This is a genomic window from Pontibacter locisalis (assembly GCF_042684605.1).
Taxonomy (GTDB): Bacteria; Bacteroidota; Bacteroidia; order Cytophagales; family Hymenobacteraceae; genus Pontibacter; species Pontibacter locisalis.
In genome coordinates this window covers 132,921-148,958 of the sequence record NZ_JBHULU010000020.1, presented here as the reverse complement: position 1 = coordinate 148,958, position 16,038 = coordinate 132,921, and the positions used below count along the sequence as shown (strand labels likewise).

The following is a 16,038-nucleotide window of genomic DNA, read 5'->3' as shown; positions in this document are numbered from 1 at the left end:
CTTCAGCTGTTAAATAAATTGACACTTCAGGATAACATTTTTTTGATTTTGGCACTATAATGGTTAAACTTATAGTAATCGTGGGCATCTGTGTATTCTATATTACACTCCCCCACATGGACTTTATTTAATCACTTAACCCAATCCAAAAGATAATTATGAAGAAAGGGACTATCGCAGCCGCAGCCTTAATGGCATCTATGATTTTCGGGCAAACAGCCTTCGCCCAGGACACAGCAGCTCCACAAACTCAGGAGCAACAAGCCGACTTAAAATTTTCCGATGCTGAGCTCGAAAAATTTATTGAAGTAAACGGCAAAGTAGTAGAAATAGAGAAAGAAGGGCGCCAGGCAATGGTTACTGCAATCAAAGATGCAGACCTAACTGTTGACCGTTTTAACGAACTGGCTAAAGCACACAGACAAGACAAGCTAAAAGAGGTAGCTAAAGATGAAGCAGAAGTTGATGCTTTTGTTGCCGCAGCCAAAAGCCTTGCAGAAGTGCAGCCTGAAACGAAGAAAAAAGTAGAAGAAGCCATACAAGAGGCTGAACTTACTGTAGAAAAGTATGATGAAATCATGACGGCGTTTCAGAAAGACCCTGCCGTTGAGACAAGAATAAAAGTGTTGCTTTCTAAAAAATAAGCAGCATACCCATAACAGGAAAAGGCCCGCGAACCGGGCCTTTTCCTGTTTATACCTCCCTCGCTTTTTAAATCCTGCTATTTTACCTGCGTCAAATTTCCCCTCCTACAGCTTATGTGTCGCAGTATTAGTATCTTTAGGACTTCATTCTGATTTTAATATGTCACTAATCAAGGTTTGTAAAGATTTTAATTCCCTTAGTCCGCAGGAAATGTATGAACTGCTCCGCCTGAGGAGTGAAGTGTTTGTGGTAGAGCAAAACTGTGTATTTCTGGACCTTGATAACAAAGACCAGGAGTGCTTTCATTTGCTACTTTACAAGGATGATCATTTAGCTGCCTATGCCCGTTTGGTGCCTCCGGGAGTATCATACCCCCTGATGTCGATTGGCAGAATTATTACCAGTCCGGCTACCCGGGGAACTGGACTTGGAAGAGTGTTGGTAGACATGGCTATAGAAGAATGCTATAAGCTTTTCGGACAAGGACCTATAAAGATCGGAGCACAGTTGTACGCAAAGAAGTTTTATGAATCCTTTGGTTTTACTCAAACCGGCGAGGTGTATGACGAGGATGGTATTGACCACATCCACATGATCAAGCCTTAGTTACTTTTACATTCTATTGTTCATGACAGACGCTTCACAGCCTAATGCCAATATCCTGCTAGACCTGGTGCAGATGAAAATGCCATTCGGGAAATACAAAGACACGCTTTTATGCGACTTGCCCGTTTCTTATCTGGAATGGTTCTCCCGCGAAGGCTTTCCGCCAGGCAAACTAGGCATGCAACTGGCAACAATGTTTGAGATAAAGATAAATGGACTGGAGTACCTACTTAAGCCTTTGAAAAACAAGCAGCAACCGCGCTATCGTTAAGGCATCTTGTTTTAAACGGCTCAATATCAGGTAGTATCATCTTGTTTTTATAGACGTAAAATAAGTCTGACTATTAAGATACAAGATGAGCCGAACTATAAAACACGAAGAGAAGTACCAGCAATTCACAATAGAGCTTGATGGCGATGAGGCAGAACTGGCTTATGCCTGCCCCTCAGAGGATGTAGTTGATTTTACGCACACATATGTCCCTAAATCTGAAAGAGGCAATGGCATGGCAGAGAGTTTGATTGAAGAAGGTCTTAAATACGCACGCGAGCATAATCTGAAAGTAAAAGCCACCTGCCCTGCCGTAGCCAAGTATATTAATGCACATCCGGAATATAAGGATCTATTGGCACACCCATAGGTCTAATCAGCCTTCTCCACCTTATGCCCGCCAAACTCGTTGCGTAAAGCTGCTACTACTTTACCAGAAAATGTATCAGTTTCATAGGAGCGGTAGCGCATAAGCAACGACATAGCAATTACCGGTGTTGCCACCTGCATATCCAGAGCCGTTTCCACTGTCCATTTACCTTCACCGGATGAGTGCATAATACCTTTAATTCCGGACAGTTCAGGGTCTTTTCTAAAGGCATTCTCCACAAGTTCCATTAACCAGCTTCGTACCACAGACCCATGGTTCCAGACGCGGGCTACTTCTTTATAGTCCATGTCAAAGTCGCTCTTGTGCAGCACCTCGAAGCCCTCCGCTATGGCCTGCATCATCCCATACTCCACGCCATTGTGGATCATCTTCACGAAATGGCCGCTTCCGGATTTGCCAACGTGCAAATATCCTTTCTCCACCGATACATCCTTAAATATCTGTTCACAGTAAGCAAAAGCATCGTCTTCCCCACCTATCATAGTACAGGCGCCGTTACGTGCCCCGGTTAAGCCACCACTGGTTCCGCAGTCAAGTAAATAAATGCCTGAGGCCTTCAGCACCTCCGCTCTTTTTACAGAATCCTTGAAGTTAGAATTGCCCCCATCAATAATGATATCGCCTTTGTTAAGGTGTGGCACCAGTTGTTCTATTACAGCATCCACAGGATCTCCGGCAGGCACCATGATCCATACAGCCTTTCTCCCGGATAGCTTCTGGGCCACTTCCGGAATTGTATAAGCCGGGACAACTCCTTCTTTGGCAATGGCATCTGTAGTTTCTTTGGCTATATCAAAAGCCACCACTTCATGGTTATGGTCTCTTAGGTTAAGAGCCAGATTATAACCCATTTTTCCAAGTCCGATTAGTCCTATTTGCATCGCTTTATCTTTTAGTTGTTTTCATGACAGGCACACCGCCCTTCCATTATGTTTACTGCTTACTCTGTACTTATGCTTCTGGTTTACCGCTACCACTCAGGTGCTGTATGTCATCTAAATTTTCTCTAAGGTTTGGGTAAAGTTTCTCAAACAGAGCATAGCTTTTCCTGTACTTCTCATGCGCAGACGGGTCGGGAGTAAAAGTTCTCTGCACAGTTATCAGTTTTCCTGCATCCTCCAGTTTTTCCATCATGCCCAACGTGTGCATCCCAAGCAAAGCAGCTCCTAACGCTGAGGCCTCTGTCGTATTTGTTAAATGCACCTTTACATTAAAAACGTCTGACAGCATTTGTACCCATAGGTCAGAACGAGAAAATCCGCCGTTTGCATAGATGGCCTTAACTGGTCCCATCGTTTGCTCCAACGCATTTCCTACGCTATAGAGCCCGAAAATAATCCCCTCCATCAATGCTCTCAGAAAATGACCACGGGTGTGGGTGAAGTGTATGCCAAAGAAGCAGGCCCGGGCAGAAGCATTCCAGATCGGGGACCGTTCTCCTAACAGGTAAGGCATAAACAACAATCCGTCTGCCCCTGGTGGAATGGAAGCAGCCTCTGCATTAAGCAAGCTGAAGATGTCCTCATCTTTCTTTCTTGCTGCCTCCGTTTCAGATCCATAAAAGTTATCCCTGAACCACTGCAACACAATACCTCCATTATTCACGGCACCGCCTAATACAAACTTATCAGGGGTAAGTATGTAGCTAAAGATGCGCTCCCCCAGATCCGTAACAGGCTTGTCTGCCGTTACACGTATAGCACCGCTTGTACCTATGGTCACCACGGCATCTCCAGGCAAAACGGCATCTGAACCTAAATTTGCCAGGCAGCCATCACTCGCCCCAAGTACAAAAGGCAAACTTGCACTCACCCCTATCTCACTGGCACAGTCCGGGTCCATGTATCTGAAAGTAAAAGAAGGTGGAACTGGCTCCGGTAGTTGCTCTGAAGTAATTCCTGCTACTTCCAGTGCATCAGTGTGCCATTTCTGTGTGAAGATATTGAAGAGACCAGTTGCAGAAGCAATGGAATAATCTATCCTGTATACTCCGTATAACCTGTAGAAAACATATTCTTTAATACCGATGAACTTTGAGGTCCGGTTAAACAGATCCGGTTCCATTTCACGCAGCCAACATATTTTTGGAAGCGGTGACATCGGGTGTAGCGGAGTACCAGTATGCAGGTAAATATCATGGCCGATGACGCTGCTCTTAAGGCTTGACGCTTGCTTTACACTTCTTGCATCTGCCCAGATAATACAGTTTGTCAAGGGCCTTCCGTTTTCATCCATTGCGATCAGGCTGTGCATAGCACTGCTAAAGCATACCCCCTGAAGCTGATACTCCCCTTTCCGTACCAGTTCTACCACGGTTTTCAAAGTGCTTAAAACGGCTGTGAATACCAACTCCGGATCCTGCTCTGCGAACTCAGGCCTTGTGCTTATAATAGGATACTCAACAGCAAACTGGAACAGCGCTTTTCCACCACTGTCAAATGCTACAGCTTTTGTGCTGGTAGTACCGATGTCTATTCCTATTATAACCTGCTGTTCCATATACTTGCCGTTAAGCATTACCTACGTGTTTCAGACTGCTGAGAGTTATGAAACGTTTTCCGGAAAAGCCACATCACCTCGTGAACTATCAATAACAAAGGATGAAAATTATGTTGAGAATCAGGGCTAGCGGCTGAGAACTGCAATACGACTTCATTTTTATGGTTATATTTGAAAGTAAATCATACTTGTGAATAATGAAACCACTGCACTTTTTGCTTGGTCTTTGCTTAACAGTTGTACTGCACGAAGCACCGGCACAGGAAATCAAAATAGATAAAAGAGTAGCGAAAGCCTTGAATAAGGTTGAGCCGGAGGATATCAAAGCACATATTACCTACTTAGCCGATGATCGCCTGATGGGCAGGAAGCCAGGCACAGAAGGTTACCAGATGGCTGTGGATTATGTGATTGATCAGTACCAAAAGCTGGGTGTGAAGCCTGCCGGCGAGAATGGCACCTACCTTCAAACGGTACTGCTACGCAAAGCAGTTACAGATAATGCCACTATGATTGCTACTGACACTTCCGGAATTGAGCGGGAGTTGATGTTTGGGCATGACTTTACTGTTTATCCAAATCCAAAAGACAAACAAGCTTCTGTTGAGGCCCCTCTTGTTTTTGCAGGATATGGTATAAGCGCACCTGATATGAACTATGACAACTATGCTGACATCGATGCCAAAGGAAAGATCGTGCTGGTACTTAGGGGTGCTCCCGCTACTTTCCCGAATACGGTTGCTTCTTATAGCATGGACTACCAGACAATTCTTAAAACGGCTGCAGAACACGGAGCAGTTGGGGTAATAATAGGTAATGCCAGCACAGGAGGAAGTGTACCAAACTTGAGAAGTGGAGTAAACAACGTAATGTTACCGAACGGCGAAGTAGCATTTTCCAGGACATACCATGAGGATGTGAAGCTGTTGGCAATGACAAACTACACCACTACAAACTTCTGGCTAAAGAACGCTGGGATTGACCTTGAAACAACTCTTGCCTCGCTTAAACGCGGCAATGCAGCTTCAGCTCCACTTAACATGAAAGTGAAAGCAAGCTATAGCTCCTCCTACGATGATATTGAGAGCCAGAATGTGGTGGGTAAGATAGAAGGCTCAGACAAGCGCCTGAAAAATGAATATGTCGTGCACAGTGCACACCTTGATCATACGGGTGTGGGCAGACCAGTAGACGGTGACTCTATTTACAATGGCGCCCACGATAATGCTTCAGGCGTGGCCAGTCTGCTGGAAATTGCAAAAGTATACTCGAAGCTAAAGAAGAACCCGAAACGATCTGTGCTGTTAGTAATGGTTACTGCCGAGGAGATGGGCTTACTCGGCTCCGCCTACTTTGCCAAATACCCTACGGTGCCGGCGCAGAATATCGTGGCAGATGTAAACACAGATATGCCAACCATTATTGCCCCGCTTTTATCTGTGGTGCCCTTAGGAGCCGCACATTCCAGTTTATCAGAGCCTGTGGCAAAAGCTGCGGATTACCTTGATCTAAGCGTGGAAGAAGATCCGGAGCCAGATCAGAACAGGTTTGTACGCAGTGACCAGTACAGCTTTGTTACCCAAGGCATACCGGCTTTACACATCAAGTACGGCAACAAAACTTTAGACGGAAAGAACAACCTGGATGAACAGGTAAAAGTGTGGCGTGCAAAATATTACCACAAGCCGCAGGACGATATAAATGGTGTGTTCGACTTTGAGGCTGGCAAGAAGTACGTTCAGCTAAACTTCCTGATTGGTTACCTAGTTGCCCAAAAACCAGAAAGGCCTACCTGGAACACCGGCGATTTTTTTGGCACAAGGTTTAGGAAATAGAGAATAGAAACATAAACCATAAGCCCTGACTTTCAACTGCAAAGTCAGGGCTTATCTTTTTCTGCGTTTAATCATCTTTGTGGATAACACAGGTGTCCTGTTGATAAAACCAGAGGCACATTTAGCAATTGACTGATTATTAGCAAGATCAATTTAGGCGGCTTATTTACACCTCCTGATGTGTGTAAAATTTGTCCACATCCACATTTTCTACATGCCTATTACCTATTTTTGTAAAGAAGAACATGATTATATAACAAGACAGAGAGGCCGGGACAATGATAAAAAGTAACACACACAGAGGCGAAATCATCAGAGAGGCTATCAAGGCAAGTGGCGTGGCAATAGGAGTTGTCGCCGAAAAGCTTGGGGTTAGCAGAAAAACCCTTTACAACAAATTTAAGGAGAGCAGCATACCTTACAGCTTTATACTTAGACTTGGCGAAGTAATTCACCACGACTTTTCACAGGAATTCCCGCATTTGAGTAAAACTGTAAAAAAAGAGGCCCCGATGCCACAGGCTCCTGTAAGTGTTAACCTGCAACTGCCTTTCGATGGGGAACCGGAATCAGCACCAAAACCAAACAACATGAAAGAGTGTGAAGCGGAACTGGTGATCCTGCAGCGCAAATACATTGCCTTACTCGAGAAGTTCAATGAACTGCTCCTGAAAACCTCGTTAAACTAAGTAGAAAACAAATTCACTCCGGAAGGCATTGGTCTGTAACACAGGTCTCTGCCTTTTTTAATATCTGCCCGGATCATTGTCCAGCGTATCAGGGTTACCTGTCATGAAAGTAGCCACAGCTTTATCATCATCGTAGAGCGTCAGAACATTTTTGGAGATACGGTAGGAGTCTACCCTACTTAGCACATCCAGAAACTTGTTTTCATTTTCCATACCTGCACAGGCCATACGAGTCGCTCTTAGCTCAGACAAGGCCAGTGACTCCTCTCCTAAGGTATACTTTCCAAAAAACTTGTTGCAACCGGTAAAGCCATGCACATCGTTTTCCTTTTCCTGAAAGCGGATAAAAGCGGTGCGGCTGTCACTTGGCATAGGCACGTCCTGCCCTTCCAGCGATACCAGCATCCAATACGCATCCAGTATGGTATTATCCTGTGTAACTATATCTGACGTTTTTAAGGTGCACGAATTAACCAGAAACACAGATGTAAGTATAAAAATAAAGGGCAGTGCATATCTCATATTTCTTCTGAATTAAATTAGAATTTAGGGCTCAGACTAACTGGCCGCATGTGCTTTCCTTTACGGTAGCTTTTGCCGATGAGGTTTTCTTTAATGCAGGGTATAGAAAAAGCCCGTAGTAAGAACTACGGGCTTCTCATTTAGTGTGATTGGTTTATATACCAAAGTTATCATAGCCGTAACTACTGATGCGTGAGTTAGCGCTGTAGTCTGGGCCTGAACGATGATGACGATTTTGGCGGCTGCTAGTGCGTTCGCCGTCACTGTCGTTGTGGTCGCTAACGTAAGAGCGGTTAGAGGCATATAAGCCGGTGGCATAGTTATCGTCCCTGTCACGGTCTACGCTCTTAATCTCTCCTTTGTAGCGGAAGTCACTGTCGTCGTAGCTGCCATCGTAGTAGCGGTTTGAGTAGTCACGGTCACGGCCGAAGTCATTTTCATGTCTCTTGCGCTTGAAGTCACCCCTGTCATAGTAGCTGTCTTCAGTGCCTGCATTATAACTCCTGTTTCTGTCGTAGGTTCTTTCCTCATCCCGGCCAAAGTCGCTGTAGCGTCTGCCTTCGCCGCCATAGCGGTAGCTGTTGTCCTGGCGGCTATAGCGATCACTATCCCCGAACCCATAACCGGAATAGTTACCTCTTCCTCTGCCCGAATCATTTTCGCTGCGCCACCCGGTTCCTCTTGTAGATTCATAGCCTTCATTCCGGCTATTGCCCATGTATGGGTTTGGATCCCCGTAATGGTAGTTACTGCTGCTGCCAGAGCGGTAATCTCTGTTCTGGCTATCCTGCATCGGACCAGCATTAGAGCTGCTGTAGTCGGATGGGCGGGTATTAGTACTTTTTACATTTCTGTATTCGTAGTCATCATCGCGCATTCCATAATAGTTGCCCTGGCTGCTATACCGGTCACGATAATTTTCGAATGGTTCATTTTCGTTACTGCGGCTGCGGTTGTAACTGCGGTCATAGTCTCTTCCGTAATCTTCGTCACGGTGGTGTAGCTTATTGCGGAATTCTCTGTCGTAGTTATGCTCGTTTCTTTCCATAGGTATAGTATATTTAAATTTTAACGTCAACTTTACTTATAAACGGACCTCAACTGTTAACGTTGGAGTGCCTAATCAATTTTGGTCAGCTCTTCTGCCTTTACCTGCACCCTAAACTACCTTCTCAAGTAGTTGTTCCACTGGATGCTGGCTCTTTAAGTAGTACCATCAGCATTGATCAGTAAGTTTACTTTCATGCTTTGTCAGCTTCGCAGTTCGTGTTTAACATTAAATGTACTCTTCAGCATCTTCAGCACCTGTTGGTCGATAAGTTCAGGGAGTTTATCTATTTCATTGGATTTTAAGAGGAGGCTTTTTTACCTTCAACTATTCGACATCCAATCCAGGCTATAAAAACAACTGAAGCGGCGCTGAGGCTCCAGACAATGGAGCAAGAGATCAGCTAACACTACGCAACAGCTGGTAAAAAATAATTAGAGTATTAAAGAGAGTTTGTTGTTTGTTTACCCTCCTACTGATTCCCCTGCTCCTCGTGAGCAGGGTTTTCTTTTTACATCCCGCACGTATTTTCTCCATATCTCGTTATAGCACTTACAATACGCGTAGCTTATTTATGAAATTAGCACTCACCCTGGGGTTCATCTTTTTATTGAACTTGCCCGAATTAAACGCACAGGATATACCTGCTTCACCTGAGCAGGAAAAGCCACATACAGAAAATCATATTAGAATCGCTTTCGGATCATGCAACGATCAACGGGAGGCCCAGCCACTCTGGCCGAGCATAGTAAATGCTAAGCCAGACTTGTGGGTCTGGTTGGGTGACAATATTTATGCTGATACCAGGGATATGCAAAATATGGCCCTCGATTACCAGCTCCAACTCCAACAGGAAGGGTATCAAAGGCTTTTAGCCACTACACCTGTTACCGGCATCTGGGATGATCATGACTTTGGTTATGACAATGCGGGCGGAGACTTTGATAAAAAAGCCATAAGTCAGCAACTTTTCCTGGATTTTATGGGAGTACCCCGGGATGCTGCCGTACGGGAGCAGCAAGGCATCTACAGAAGTTATGAACTAGGTGAAGGAGACAAAAAGGTAAAGATATTGCTCCTGGATGTTCGCTACTTCAGAGATAACCTTTATGACATCTTTGGCCTCTACTTACCCAACTGGACCGGCGACGTGCTGGGTGAAGCACAGTGGCAATGGCTGGAGCAGGAACTTAAAGAAAGTGATGCTGCGGTTAACATCATTGCCAGTGGATTACAGGTGCTACCAACAGGCAAAGCTTACACTAACTGGTCAGCGTTTCCAGCAGCACGGGAGCGGCTGCTATCTTTGCTGGAAAGAACGCGCCCTTCCGCACCCATTATTCTATCAGGTGACCGGCATGTGGGAGAGCTTTCGAAAATGGATTTGCGCGGCTTAAACTATCCACTTTATGAAGTTACATCAAGTGGTATGACCCATTTCCGAAACCCCGCAGATGGAGGCAACAATTATCGCATTGGCAAACAGGTTGGCGCACTAAACTTTGGTATTCTGGATATTTATTGGAAAGATGACGCCACGATAATCAGTATGCAGATCAGGGGGAAAGAAGATCATATACTGCTGGAAAATGAGGTGATTTTTCCAGCTGAAAAGAAGTAAAAAAGAAAGGGCTGCCGATAATGGCAGCCCTTTCTTTTAAACAAGAGTAGGTCAGACTAATTTCCAGCGGATGTTGTTACGCCGGAGGGAGTCTTCTGCTCATTTTTGTATTTGTTATCAAACTTCTCGTACAGGTACTTTTGCTTGTTGTTCAGGTCAAGCTTGCGGCCCTGGATAAAGGCATGCGTAACATTGTTCGTACGCATGTCTAGCAAATCGCCGGAAGAAACCACTAACGTAGCATCTTTACCTACTTCCACAGAACCTGTTTGCTTGTCTACACCAAGAATTTTGGCAGTATTAAGTGTAACTGCAGCGAGTGCCTGTTCCTTGTCTAGGCCATATGCAGCGGCTGTACCAGCTATAAACGGCAAATTACGGATGCCATGAATACTCAGGTCGTAATCCAAGGCGAAAGGAACCCCCGCTTTATGAAGCAGGTATGGCGTTTTGTACGGCATGTCCACATCTTCCTCGGCACGGGAAGGCAAGGCATGTACACCAGAGTAGATAACTGAGACATTATTTGCTTTCAGGAAATCTGCCACGGCTACAGCATCACGGGCACCTACCACTACAATGTCCTTCACACCATGCTCTTTTGCAAAGTTAACCGCCTCAACGATCTCCTTGCCATAGTTTGCATGGATGTACAGCTTCTTAGAGCCATCAAACAAGCCAGCAGTAGCAGCGAGCTTCAGGTTTTCGTTTTCGTGCTTACCAGCTTTATACACTGCAGCATCCCGGAACAAAGCAGCTAGCTCTGTCAGAGCTTGCTCACGCTGTGCCTTCATTCTGGCTAAACGGGCATCCTGTGCACTGTTACCGGTAGAAATCAGCATATATGGCCAGTTCAGGTGCAGGCCTCCATCAGCCTTTACAATAGCATCTTCCCAGTTCCACGCATCCAGTTGTACAATAGAAGAGGTGCCGGAAATAGTACCCCCAACCGGGGTTACCTGAGTTAATAAAACACCGTTTGTCCGAATGGTAGGAATGATGTCTGAATCTGTGTTATAAGCAATCACAGAACGTACGTGCGGGTTCATCTCCCCTACTTCACGCTGATCCAATGTAGCACGAACGCTGGAAATTTCATTCAGACCAAGCGTTGCATTAGGCTGGATCAGGCCAGGGTATATATGCTGCCCTGTTACATCTACTACCTCATAACCGCTTAGGTTAGCACCGGCCTGAGGACCAGCATACGTGATTTTACCTTTATCAAAACCTACAGCTGCATTTTCTACAACTGTACCGTTACCCACATGCAGGGTAGCCCCCTTTAGCAGCACCGGCTTGCTCTGCTTTGGAGCCGGAGTTGGCACCTGTGCCATTACTGGCACAGCGAACAACATTGCTACAAAAGCTGAAATATATTTTTTGTTGATTTTCATGATCTTCAATTAACTGTTAGCAGTTTTACAATTAATAAGCAATGTAGTGCTCTTCTTCGCTGTGCTCCACATCCTCACAATGCACAACACTTGCTCTCCTTGTTGAAGGGGCTTGTGTTTTCGCACCGCCTGTTTTAGCATTCAGCATGGCTTGCACCAGGCGCATACGCTCCTTCTCAAGCTCTACACGCATCTGCTCGTCACGCTCCAGGTCGTAGTAGGCGATACCATCCACAAAAGTCTTAAGGGGCTTCGCATAGATGGAAAGCGGATGATCATTCCATAATACTACGTCAGCGTCTTTCCCGGTTTTGATACTACCCATTCTGTCGTCCAGGTGCAGCAATTTGGCAGGATTAAGAGTTACCATTTTAAGAGCATCTTCTTCACTTACACCAGCGTATTTCACACTCTTGGCAGCTTCCTGGTTCAAACGGCGCGCCATCTCAGCATCATCAGAGTTTATAGCTGTTACCACACCCAGTTGGTTCATGATACCAGCGTTCTGAGGGATAGCATCTTTCACCTCCATTTTATAAGCCCACCAGTCAGAGAAAGTAGAACCACCGATTCCACGCTCTTTCATCTTGTCTGCCACTTTATAGCCTTCCAGGATGTGTGTAAAGGTATTCACTCTGAAGCCCATCTCATCAGCTACTTTCATTAGCATGTTGATCTCGGACTGCACATAAGAGTGGCATGTGATAAAGCGTTTATCGTTTAATATCTCTACAAGGGCATCCAGTTCAAGATCGCGACGTGGTGCCGGTGTTTTGGCTTTCTCTCTTTTAGAAAGACTGTTGTAGTTTTTCCACGCCTGCTCATACTCTTTTGCACGCTGGAAAGCATCTACAAATACCTGCTCCACACCCATTCTTGTCTGCGGGAAACGTATACTGTGCTGCTGGCTACGGTTAGAGTGCTTTACGTTCTCACCAAGAGCAAACTTGATGTAACCATCGGCATTCTCTACCATCATCTCTTCCGGGCTCTTTCCCCAACGAAGTTTCACGATAGCAGACTGGCCACCAATTGGGTTAGCAGAACCGTGCAGCAACTGAGATGTAGTAACACCACCCGCCAGTTGGCGATAAATATTAATATCATCCGAATCAACCACATCAGCCATACGAACCTCTGCCGTTACTGACTGTGTGCCTTCGTTTACACCATCCAGTGCGATGTGGGAGTGCTCATCTATGATACCTGGTGTAACGTGCTTCCCTGTACCATCTACAATGCGTGCTCCTTTTTCAGTTAGATCTTTACCAACTTTGGCAATCTTACCATTCTTGATTAACACATCTGCATTCTCCAGCTTGCCCTCTTTCTCATTAGTCCAGACAGTAGCGTTTTTGATCAGAACAGTTTCCTGCTTAGGCAATTCAGCCTGGCCATAGGCACGGAAAGGGTAGATCATATTGCCAATCTGCGGCACCTGAGCTACTTTGGTACTGTCAGTTTTCGCTTTCTGGCTCATGGCCTCAGAGAAAGTAGCTGTCCACTTTACTGTGGAAGCATCCGGCATCTGGCCTTCGCCCTGCAGGTTCTTGTCCTGTAACCAACCACTCAGGCGGATGCTTTCCTTGCTCTTCTTATCTTTTGTGAAAGAAAGGGTTACCAGGTTTCCATTGAAAGTGATTTTACCTTTAACAGTATCCTGGGCAATTACTTTCAGTTCCGGCTTTTCCGGTGTACCCGCAATCATCAGCTTACGTTCTGGCTGCTGACCCATTTTTAAGGTATAAACGCCTCTATAGTCAGCAGGCATTTCTGATATTTTGTACTGGCTACCCTGTACCCAGTTCTCCAATATAATATTATCATCGGCAAAAAGATTGCTGCTGGTAATGATAAAGTTCGCCAGCATGCCTTTGTTCAGGCTACCTACTTTGCTGTCAGCATTCAGGAGCTTAGCAGGAGTAGCAGTAAGTGCTCTTAAAGCCTCTTCTTCTGATAATCCATATTGTATGGCTTTGCGCAGGTTTGGCAGGAAGTCTTTTTTATCCTTCAGGTCAGATGCCGTGAATGCAATGGTAACACCAGCTTTCTGCAGCATAGCCGCATTAGCAGGAGCCATCTCCCAGTGCTTCATATCCTCCAGGGAAACACGACGGGCATCAAAAGGATCCTCCACATTATAAGCATCCGGGAAATTAAGTGAAAGGATGATCGGCGCATTCGTAGCTTTTATCTCTTTGATCATCTGGTACTCATCACCGGCACCTTTGATGATATACTGCTTACCGAACTCATCTCCTACCTTATCGGCACGTAACACATCCAGCTTTCTTTCTACCTCGAAAATCTGCGGATACTTGTTAGCAGCTGCAAAGGCGGTTAAAGAGATATTTTGTTCTTTAGCAGGATTTTGCGCGTTCCACTGTGCATCCAGGTACGTCTGGCGCAACAGGGCAATGGCTCCCATCAAAGAGTTCGGGTAATCTTGTGTAGAGGAACCTCTGTCGAAAGAGAGGGCACCGGCAGCTTTGTCCAATACCACAACCTCGTTCTCACGCTTTTCAGCCAAAGTAACAAGTGTTGCGGTACCACGGGCTATGCCATCGAGGTGTACTGCCAGCACAGTACCAAAACCCAACTTTCGCAGGTCCTCGGCCTGTTTCTTATCTACTTTAAAGAGCTCCACTGCATTGGTCTCCGGACGAATTGCCTGATTCCAGTTATAAGCTCCCTGCTTCTTAGTATCCGGCTGAGGAGGCGATCCATAGCCCACACGCTCACTTTTTACTTCAGGCAGTCCGTAGCTGGTGAACATGTCAACCAAACCCGGGTAGATGTGCTTACCCTTGGCATCGATGGTAACAGCGCCTGCAGGCACTTTAACTCCCGTGCCAACAGCCTCTACTTTTCCGTTCCGGATGAGCAGGGTAGCATTGTTTATCGTGGTTTTGTAATCAGTGTGTATGGTGGCATTGGTAAGGGCTACCAAACCGGAGCGCTCATCATAAACACCATTGCGCGGAAATGTCTCCTGCGCCATCACGTTGCCAGCTCCAAGTGCCAGACAAGCTGCAATGGTTAAGATTTTTTTCATCCGTTGAAGATAAGGTGATTAAATAGTTTAGATTGATTGGTTGTCGATACTCAAATATAAAATCTATACTTGAATTTACTATATTTTGAAGCTATAATTTATTGTGCTTCAACAATTAACGATTAATTACAATTATTAATAGTGTTTGTACATCAATTATAGTTCCATCGGTTAGACTGTTTTTTTTCCTCAAAGATTAACTGCACCAGTTTCTTTAATTCAAAAAATCACTATATTTCCTGTGCTTCAGCCACTTAGCTTGTAAAAAACAAGCTAGCAGCAAAGAGCGCCTCACCTTTCCAGACTTTGATCATGAAAAAGCTGACTTTATTAGTTGTGCTGTTGTTTGTGGCTCTTGTTTCTGTGCAGGCTCAAACCAGCGCTTCTTCGGCTGAGCCGGCAAAAGCCGAAACAAAAAAAGGGATCATTCCAATACCCGTACTGTACTACACCCCGGACACGCGCCTGGGTTTTGGAGCTGCGGCCATTGGTTACATGCAGCTTAAAAGTCTGAATGATTCTACCTATACCCGCCTCTCCACAATGCGCTTACTGGCAGACTACACGTTGAACAAACAGACAGACCAGCAACTGGAGTGGAATGTCTTTACACGCGAAGAAAGATACCTGCTCAGAGGGGAACTGCGCCACCGCATTTACACAGATCGTTTTTATGGAATTGGTAACAGCAGTCTGGAAGTGAATGACGAGAAGTATGAATACTCCCTGGTAAACGCAAGGCTTGGGGCGCTGAAGAAAGTAGGCAGGCATACCTTTGCAGGTATAGATCTGCAGTTCAGCAATTACTATAACATAAAATTGCACACCGGGGAGGAATCAGGCAGCAGCATGCTTTTAACAGAGCAGATCCCCGGGTACAAGGGAGGCTTTAACAGTGGCGTAGGAGCAGTTTTCCTGTACGACAGCCGTGATAATGTTTCATTTGCCAGTAGCGGCATTCTCCTGGAGACTTCTGCCTACAGGTTTGGCAGTACCTTCGGAGGCGACTTTGACTACAGCAACTATAACATCAACTTCAGCAAGTACTTTGAACTAAAGCCTAACCACGTGCTTGGTACCAACACGTTTGTCACTGTGAACACCGGTACCACGCCACTTTACAGACTAGCTCCCGCAGGAGGTGATAAGATACTTCGTGGCTACGCCCGAAACCGGTTTCTTGACCAGAACTTTGCAGGCACACAGGTTGAGTACCGCTTTCCGGTTTACAAGCGTTTTGGCATGACAACTTTCGCTGGACTGGGAGATGTTTTTGATAAGCCTGCAGATGTAGAGTTTTCTACCTTAAAATATTCGGTGGGGGCAGGTCTGCGCTATGCCCTCAACGTGGAACAGAAACTGAATATTCGTGCCGACATTGGCTACGGCCGTGAAGGAGCGAACTTTTATATTGTTATCGGGGAAGCGTTTTAAAGCGAAGGAAGTACGGCTACATCAG

At 45.5% G+C, this 16,038-nt stretch carries 14 protein-coding genes; 8 read left to right on the top strand and 6 right to left on the bottom strand.

All coding sequences use genetic code 11. From position 1 onward, the window contains the following. Nucleotides 1-158: 158 nt before the first annotated feature. From ACFSRY_RS13905 to ACFSRY_RS13890, 4 genes are all read left to right on the top strand, one after another. A complete protein-coding gene (locus ACFSRY_RS13905; protein ID WP_377508734.1) occupies nt 159-644 on the top strand; it encodes a DUF4168 domain-containing protein in 486 nt (161 codons plus the stop codon). Between the two features lie 160 nt (nt 645-804). Then, nucleotides 805-1,251, top strand: a complete 447-nt coding sequence (locus ACFSRY_RS13900; protein WP_377508731.1) for a GNAT family N-acetyltransferase — start codon at nt 805-807, stop codon at nt 1,249-1,251. Nucleotides 1,252-1,273: 22 nt separating this feature from the next. After that, complete coding sequence (locus ACFSRY_RS13895; protein ID WP_377508728.1) at nt 1,274-1,522, top strand: DUF3820 family protein; 249 nt, start codon at nt 1,274-1,276, stop codon at nt 1,520-1,522. A gap of 85 nt (nt 1,523-1,607) precedes the next feature. Next, nucleotides 1,608-1,892, top strand: coding sequence for a GNAT family N-acetyltransferase (locus tag ACFSRY_RS13890; RefSeq protein ID WP_377508725.1), 285 nt, complete (start codon nt 1,608-1,610; stop codon nt 1,890-1,892). Nucleotides 1,893-1,894: 2 nt separating this feature from the next. Here ACFSRY_RS13890 and gnd read toward each other — a convergent pair whose 3' ends face one another. After that, nucleotides 1,895-2,794: a phosphogluconate dehydrogenase (NAD(+)-dependent, decarboxylating) gene (gene gnd, locus ACFSRY_RS13885; protein ID WP_377508722.1), complete on the bottom strand. Its 900-nt coding sequence runs from the start codon at nt 2,792-2,794 to the stop codon at nt 1,895-1,897. Nucleotides 2,795-2,864: 70 nt separating this feature from the next. After that, nucleotides 2,865-4,412: a gluconokinase gene (locus ACFSRY_RS13880; protein WP_377508719.1), complete on the bottom strand. Its 1,548-nt coding sequence runs from the start codon at nt 4,410-4,412 to the stop codon at nt 2,865-2,867. A gap of 197 nt (nt 4,413-4,609) precedes the next feature. On the opposite strand from ACFSRY_RS13880, the gene ACFSRY_RS13875 reads away from it, so the two are divergent. Together ACFSRY_RS13875 and ACFSRY_RS13870 are read left to right on the top strand one after the other, a co-directional pair. Next, on the top strand, nt 4,610-6,247 hold the full coding sequence (locus ACFSRY_RS13875) for a M28 family peptidase (RefSeq protein WP_377508716.1): 1,638 nt from the start codon (nt 4,610-4,612) through the stop codon (nt 6,245-6,247). Nucleotides 6,248-6,525: 278 nt separating this feature from the next. Continuing rightward, nucleotides 6,526-6,936, top strand: coding sequence for a helix-turn-helix domain-containing protein (locus ACFSRY_RS13870; protein WP_377508713.1), 411 nt, complete (start codon nt 6,526-6,528; stop codon nt 6,934-6,936). Between the two features lie 57 nt (nt 6,937-6,993). On the opposite strand, the gene ACFSRY_RS13865 is transcribed toward ACFSRY_RS13870, so the two are convergent. Further along, nucleotides 6,994-7,458, bottom strand: coding sequence for an META domain-containing protein (locus ACFSRY_RS13865; RefSeq protein ID WP_377508710.1), 465 nt, complete (start codon nt 7,456-7,458; stop codon nt 6,994-6,996). Nucleotides 7,459-7,612: 154 nt separating this feature from the next. After that, nucleotides 7,613-8,506, bottom strand: coding sequence for a hypothetical protein (locus ACFSRY_RS13860; RefSeq protein ID WP_377508707.1), 894 nt, complete (start codon nt 8,504-8,506; stop codon nt 7,613-7,615). A gap of 574 nt (nt 8,507-9,080) precedes the next feature. On the opposite strand from ACFSRY_RS13860, the gene ACFSRY_RS13855 reads away from it, so the two are divergent. Next, nucleotides 9,081-10,127 (top strand): alkaline phosphatase D family protein, encoded by a 1,047-nt coding sequence (locus ACFSRY_RS13855; RefSeq protein ID WP_377508704.1) that lies wholly within the window; start codon nt 9,081-9,083, stop codon nt 10,125-10,127. A 56-nt stretch (nt 10,128-10,183) separates the two neighbouring features. Here the strand turns inward: ACFSRY_RS13855 and ACFSRY_RS13850 are convergent, their stop codons facing one another. Together ACFSRY_RS13850 and ACFSRY_RS13845 are read right to left on the bottom strand one after the other, a co-directional pair. Continuing rightward, nucleotides 10,184-11,524, bottom strand: coding sequence for an amidohydrolase family protein (locus ACFSRY_RS13850; protein ID WP_377508701.1), 1,341 nt, complete (start codon nt 11,522-11,524; stop codon nt 10,184-10,186). A gap of 31 nt (nt 11,525-11,555) precedes the next feature. Continuing rightward, complete coding sequence (locus ACFSRY_RS13845; RefSeq protein WP_377508698.1) at nt 11,556-14,579, bottom strand: amidohydrolase family protein; 3,024 nt, start codon at nt 14,577-14,579, stop codon at nt 11,556-11,558. A gap of 312 nt (nt 14,580-14,891) precedes the next feature. Between ACFSRY_RS13845 and ACFSRY_RS13840 the strand changes: the two genes are divergently transcribed. Continuing rightward, a complete protein-coding gene (locus ACFSRY_RS13840) occupies nt 14,892-16,013 on the top strand; it encodes a BamA/TamA family outer membrane protein (protein ID WP_377508695.1) in 1,122 nt (373 codons plus the stop codon). The last annotated feature ends 25 nt before the right edge of the window (nt 16,014-16,038 follow it).

Bases quoted from the DNA above. Each gene is read 5' to 3' on its own strand.
- ACFSRY_RS13890 (WP_377508725.1), top strand. From the start codon at position 1,608: ATGAGCCGAACTATAAAACACGAAGAGAAGTACCAGCAATTCACAATA.
- ACFSRY_RS13855 (WP_377508704.1), top strand. From the start codon at position 9,081: ATGAAATTAGCACTCACCCTGGGGTTCATCTTTTTATTGAACTTGCCC.
- ACFSRY_RS13860 (WP_377508707.1), bottom strand. From the start codon at position 8,506: ATGGAAAGAAACGAGCATAACTACGACAGAGAATTCCGCAATAAGCTA.
- gnd (WP_377508722.1), bottom strand. From the start codon at position 2,794: ATGCAAATAGGACTAATCGGACTTGGAAAAATGGGTTATAATCTGGCT.
- ACFSRY_RS13900 (WP_377508731.1), top strand. From the start codon at position 805: ATGTCACTAATCAAGGTTTGTAAAGATTTTAATTCCCTTAGTCCGCAG.
- ACFSRY_RS13865 (WP_377508710.1), bottom strand. From the start codon at position 7,458: ATGAGATATGCACTGCCCTTTATTTTTATACTTACATCTGTGTTTCTG.
- ACFSRY_RS13870 (WP_377508713.1), top strand. From the start codon at position 6,526: ATGATAAAAAGTAACACACACAGAGGCGAAATCATCAGAGAGGCTATC.
- ACFSRY_RS13895 (WP_377508728.1), top strand. From the start codon at position 1,274: ATGACAGACGCTTCACAGCCTAATGCCAATATCCTGCTAGACCTGGTG.
- ACFSRY_RS13905 (WP_377508734.1), top strand. From the start codon at position 159: ATGAAGAAAGGGACTATCGCAGCCGCAGCCTTAATGGCATCTATGATT.
- ACFSRY_RS13880 (WP_377508719.1), bottom strand. From the start codon at position 4,412: ATGGAACAGCAGGTTATAATAGGAATAGACATCGGTACTACCAGCACA.
- ACFSRY_RS13850 (WP_377508701.1), bottom strand. From the start codon at position 11,524: ATGAAAATCAACAAAAAATATATTTCAGCTTTTGTAGCAATGTTGTTC.
- ACFSRY_RS13840 (WP_377508695.1), top strand. From the start codon at position 14,892: ATGAAAAAGCTGACTTTATTAGTTGTGCTGTTGTTTGTGGCTCTTGTT.
- ACFSRY_RS13875 (WP_377508716.1), top strand. From the start codon at position 4,610: ATGAAACCACTGCACTTTTTGCTTGGTCTTTGCTTAACAGTTGTACTG.
- ACFSRY_RS13845 (WP_377508698.1), bottom strand. From the start codon at position 14,579: ATGAAAAAAATCTTAACCATTGCAGCTTGTCTGGCACTTGGAGCTGGC.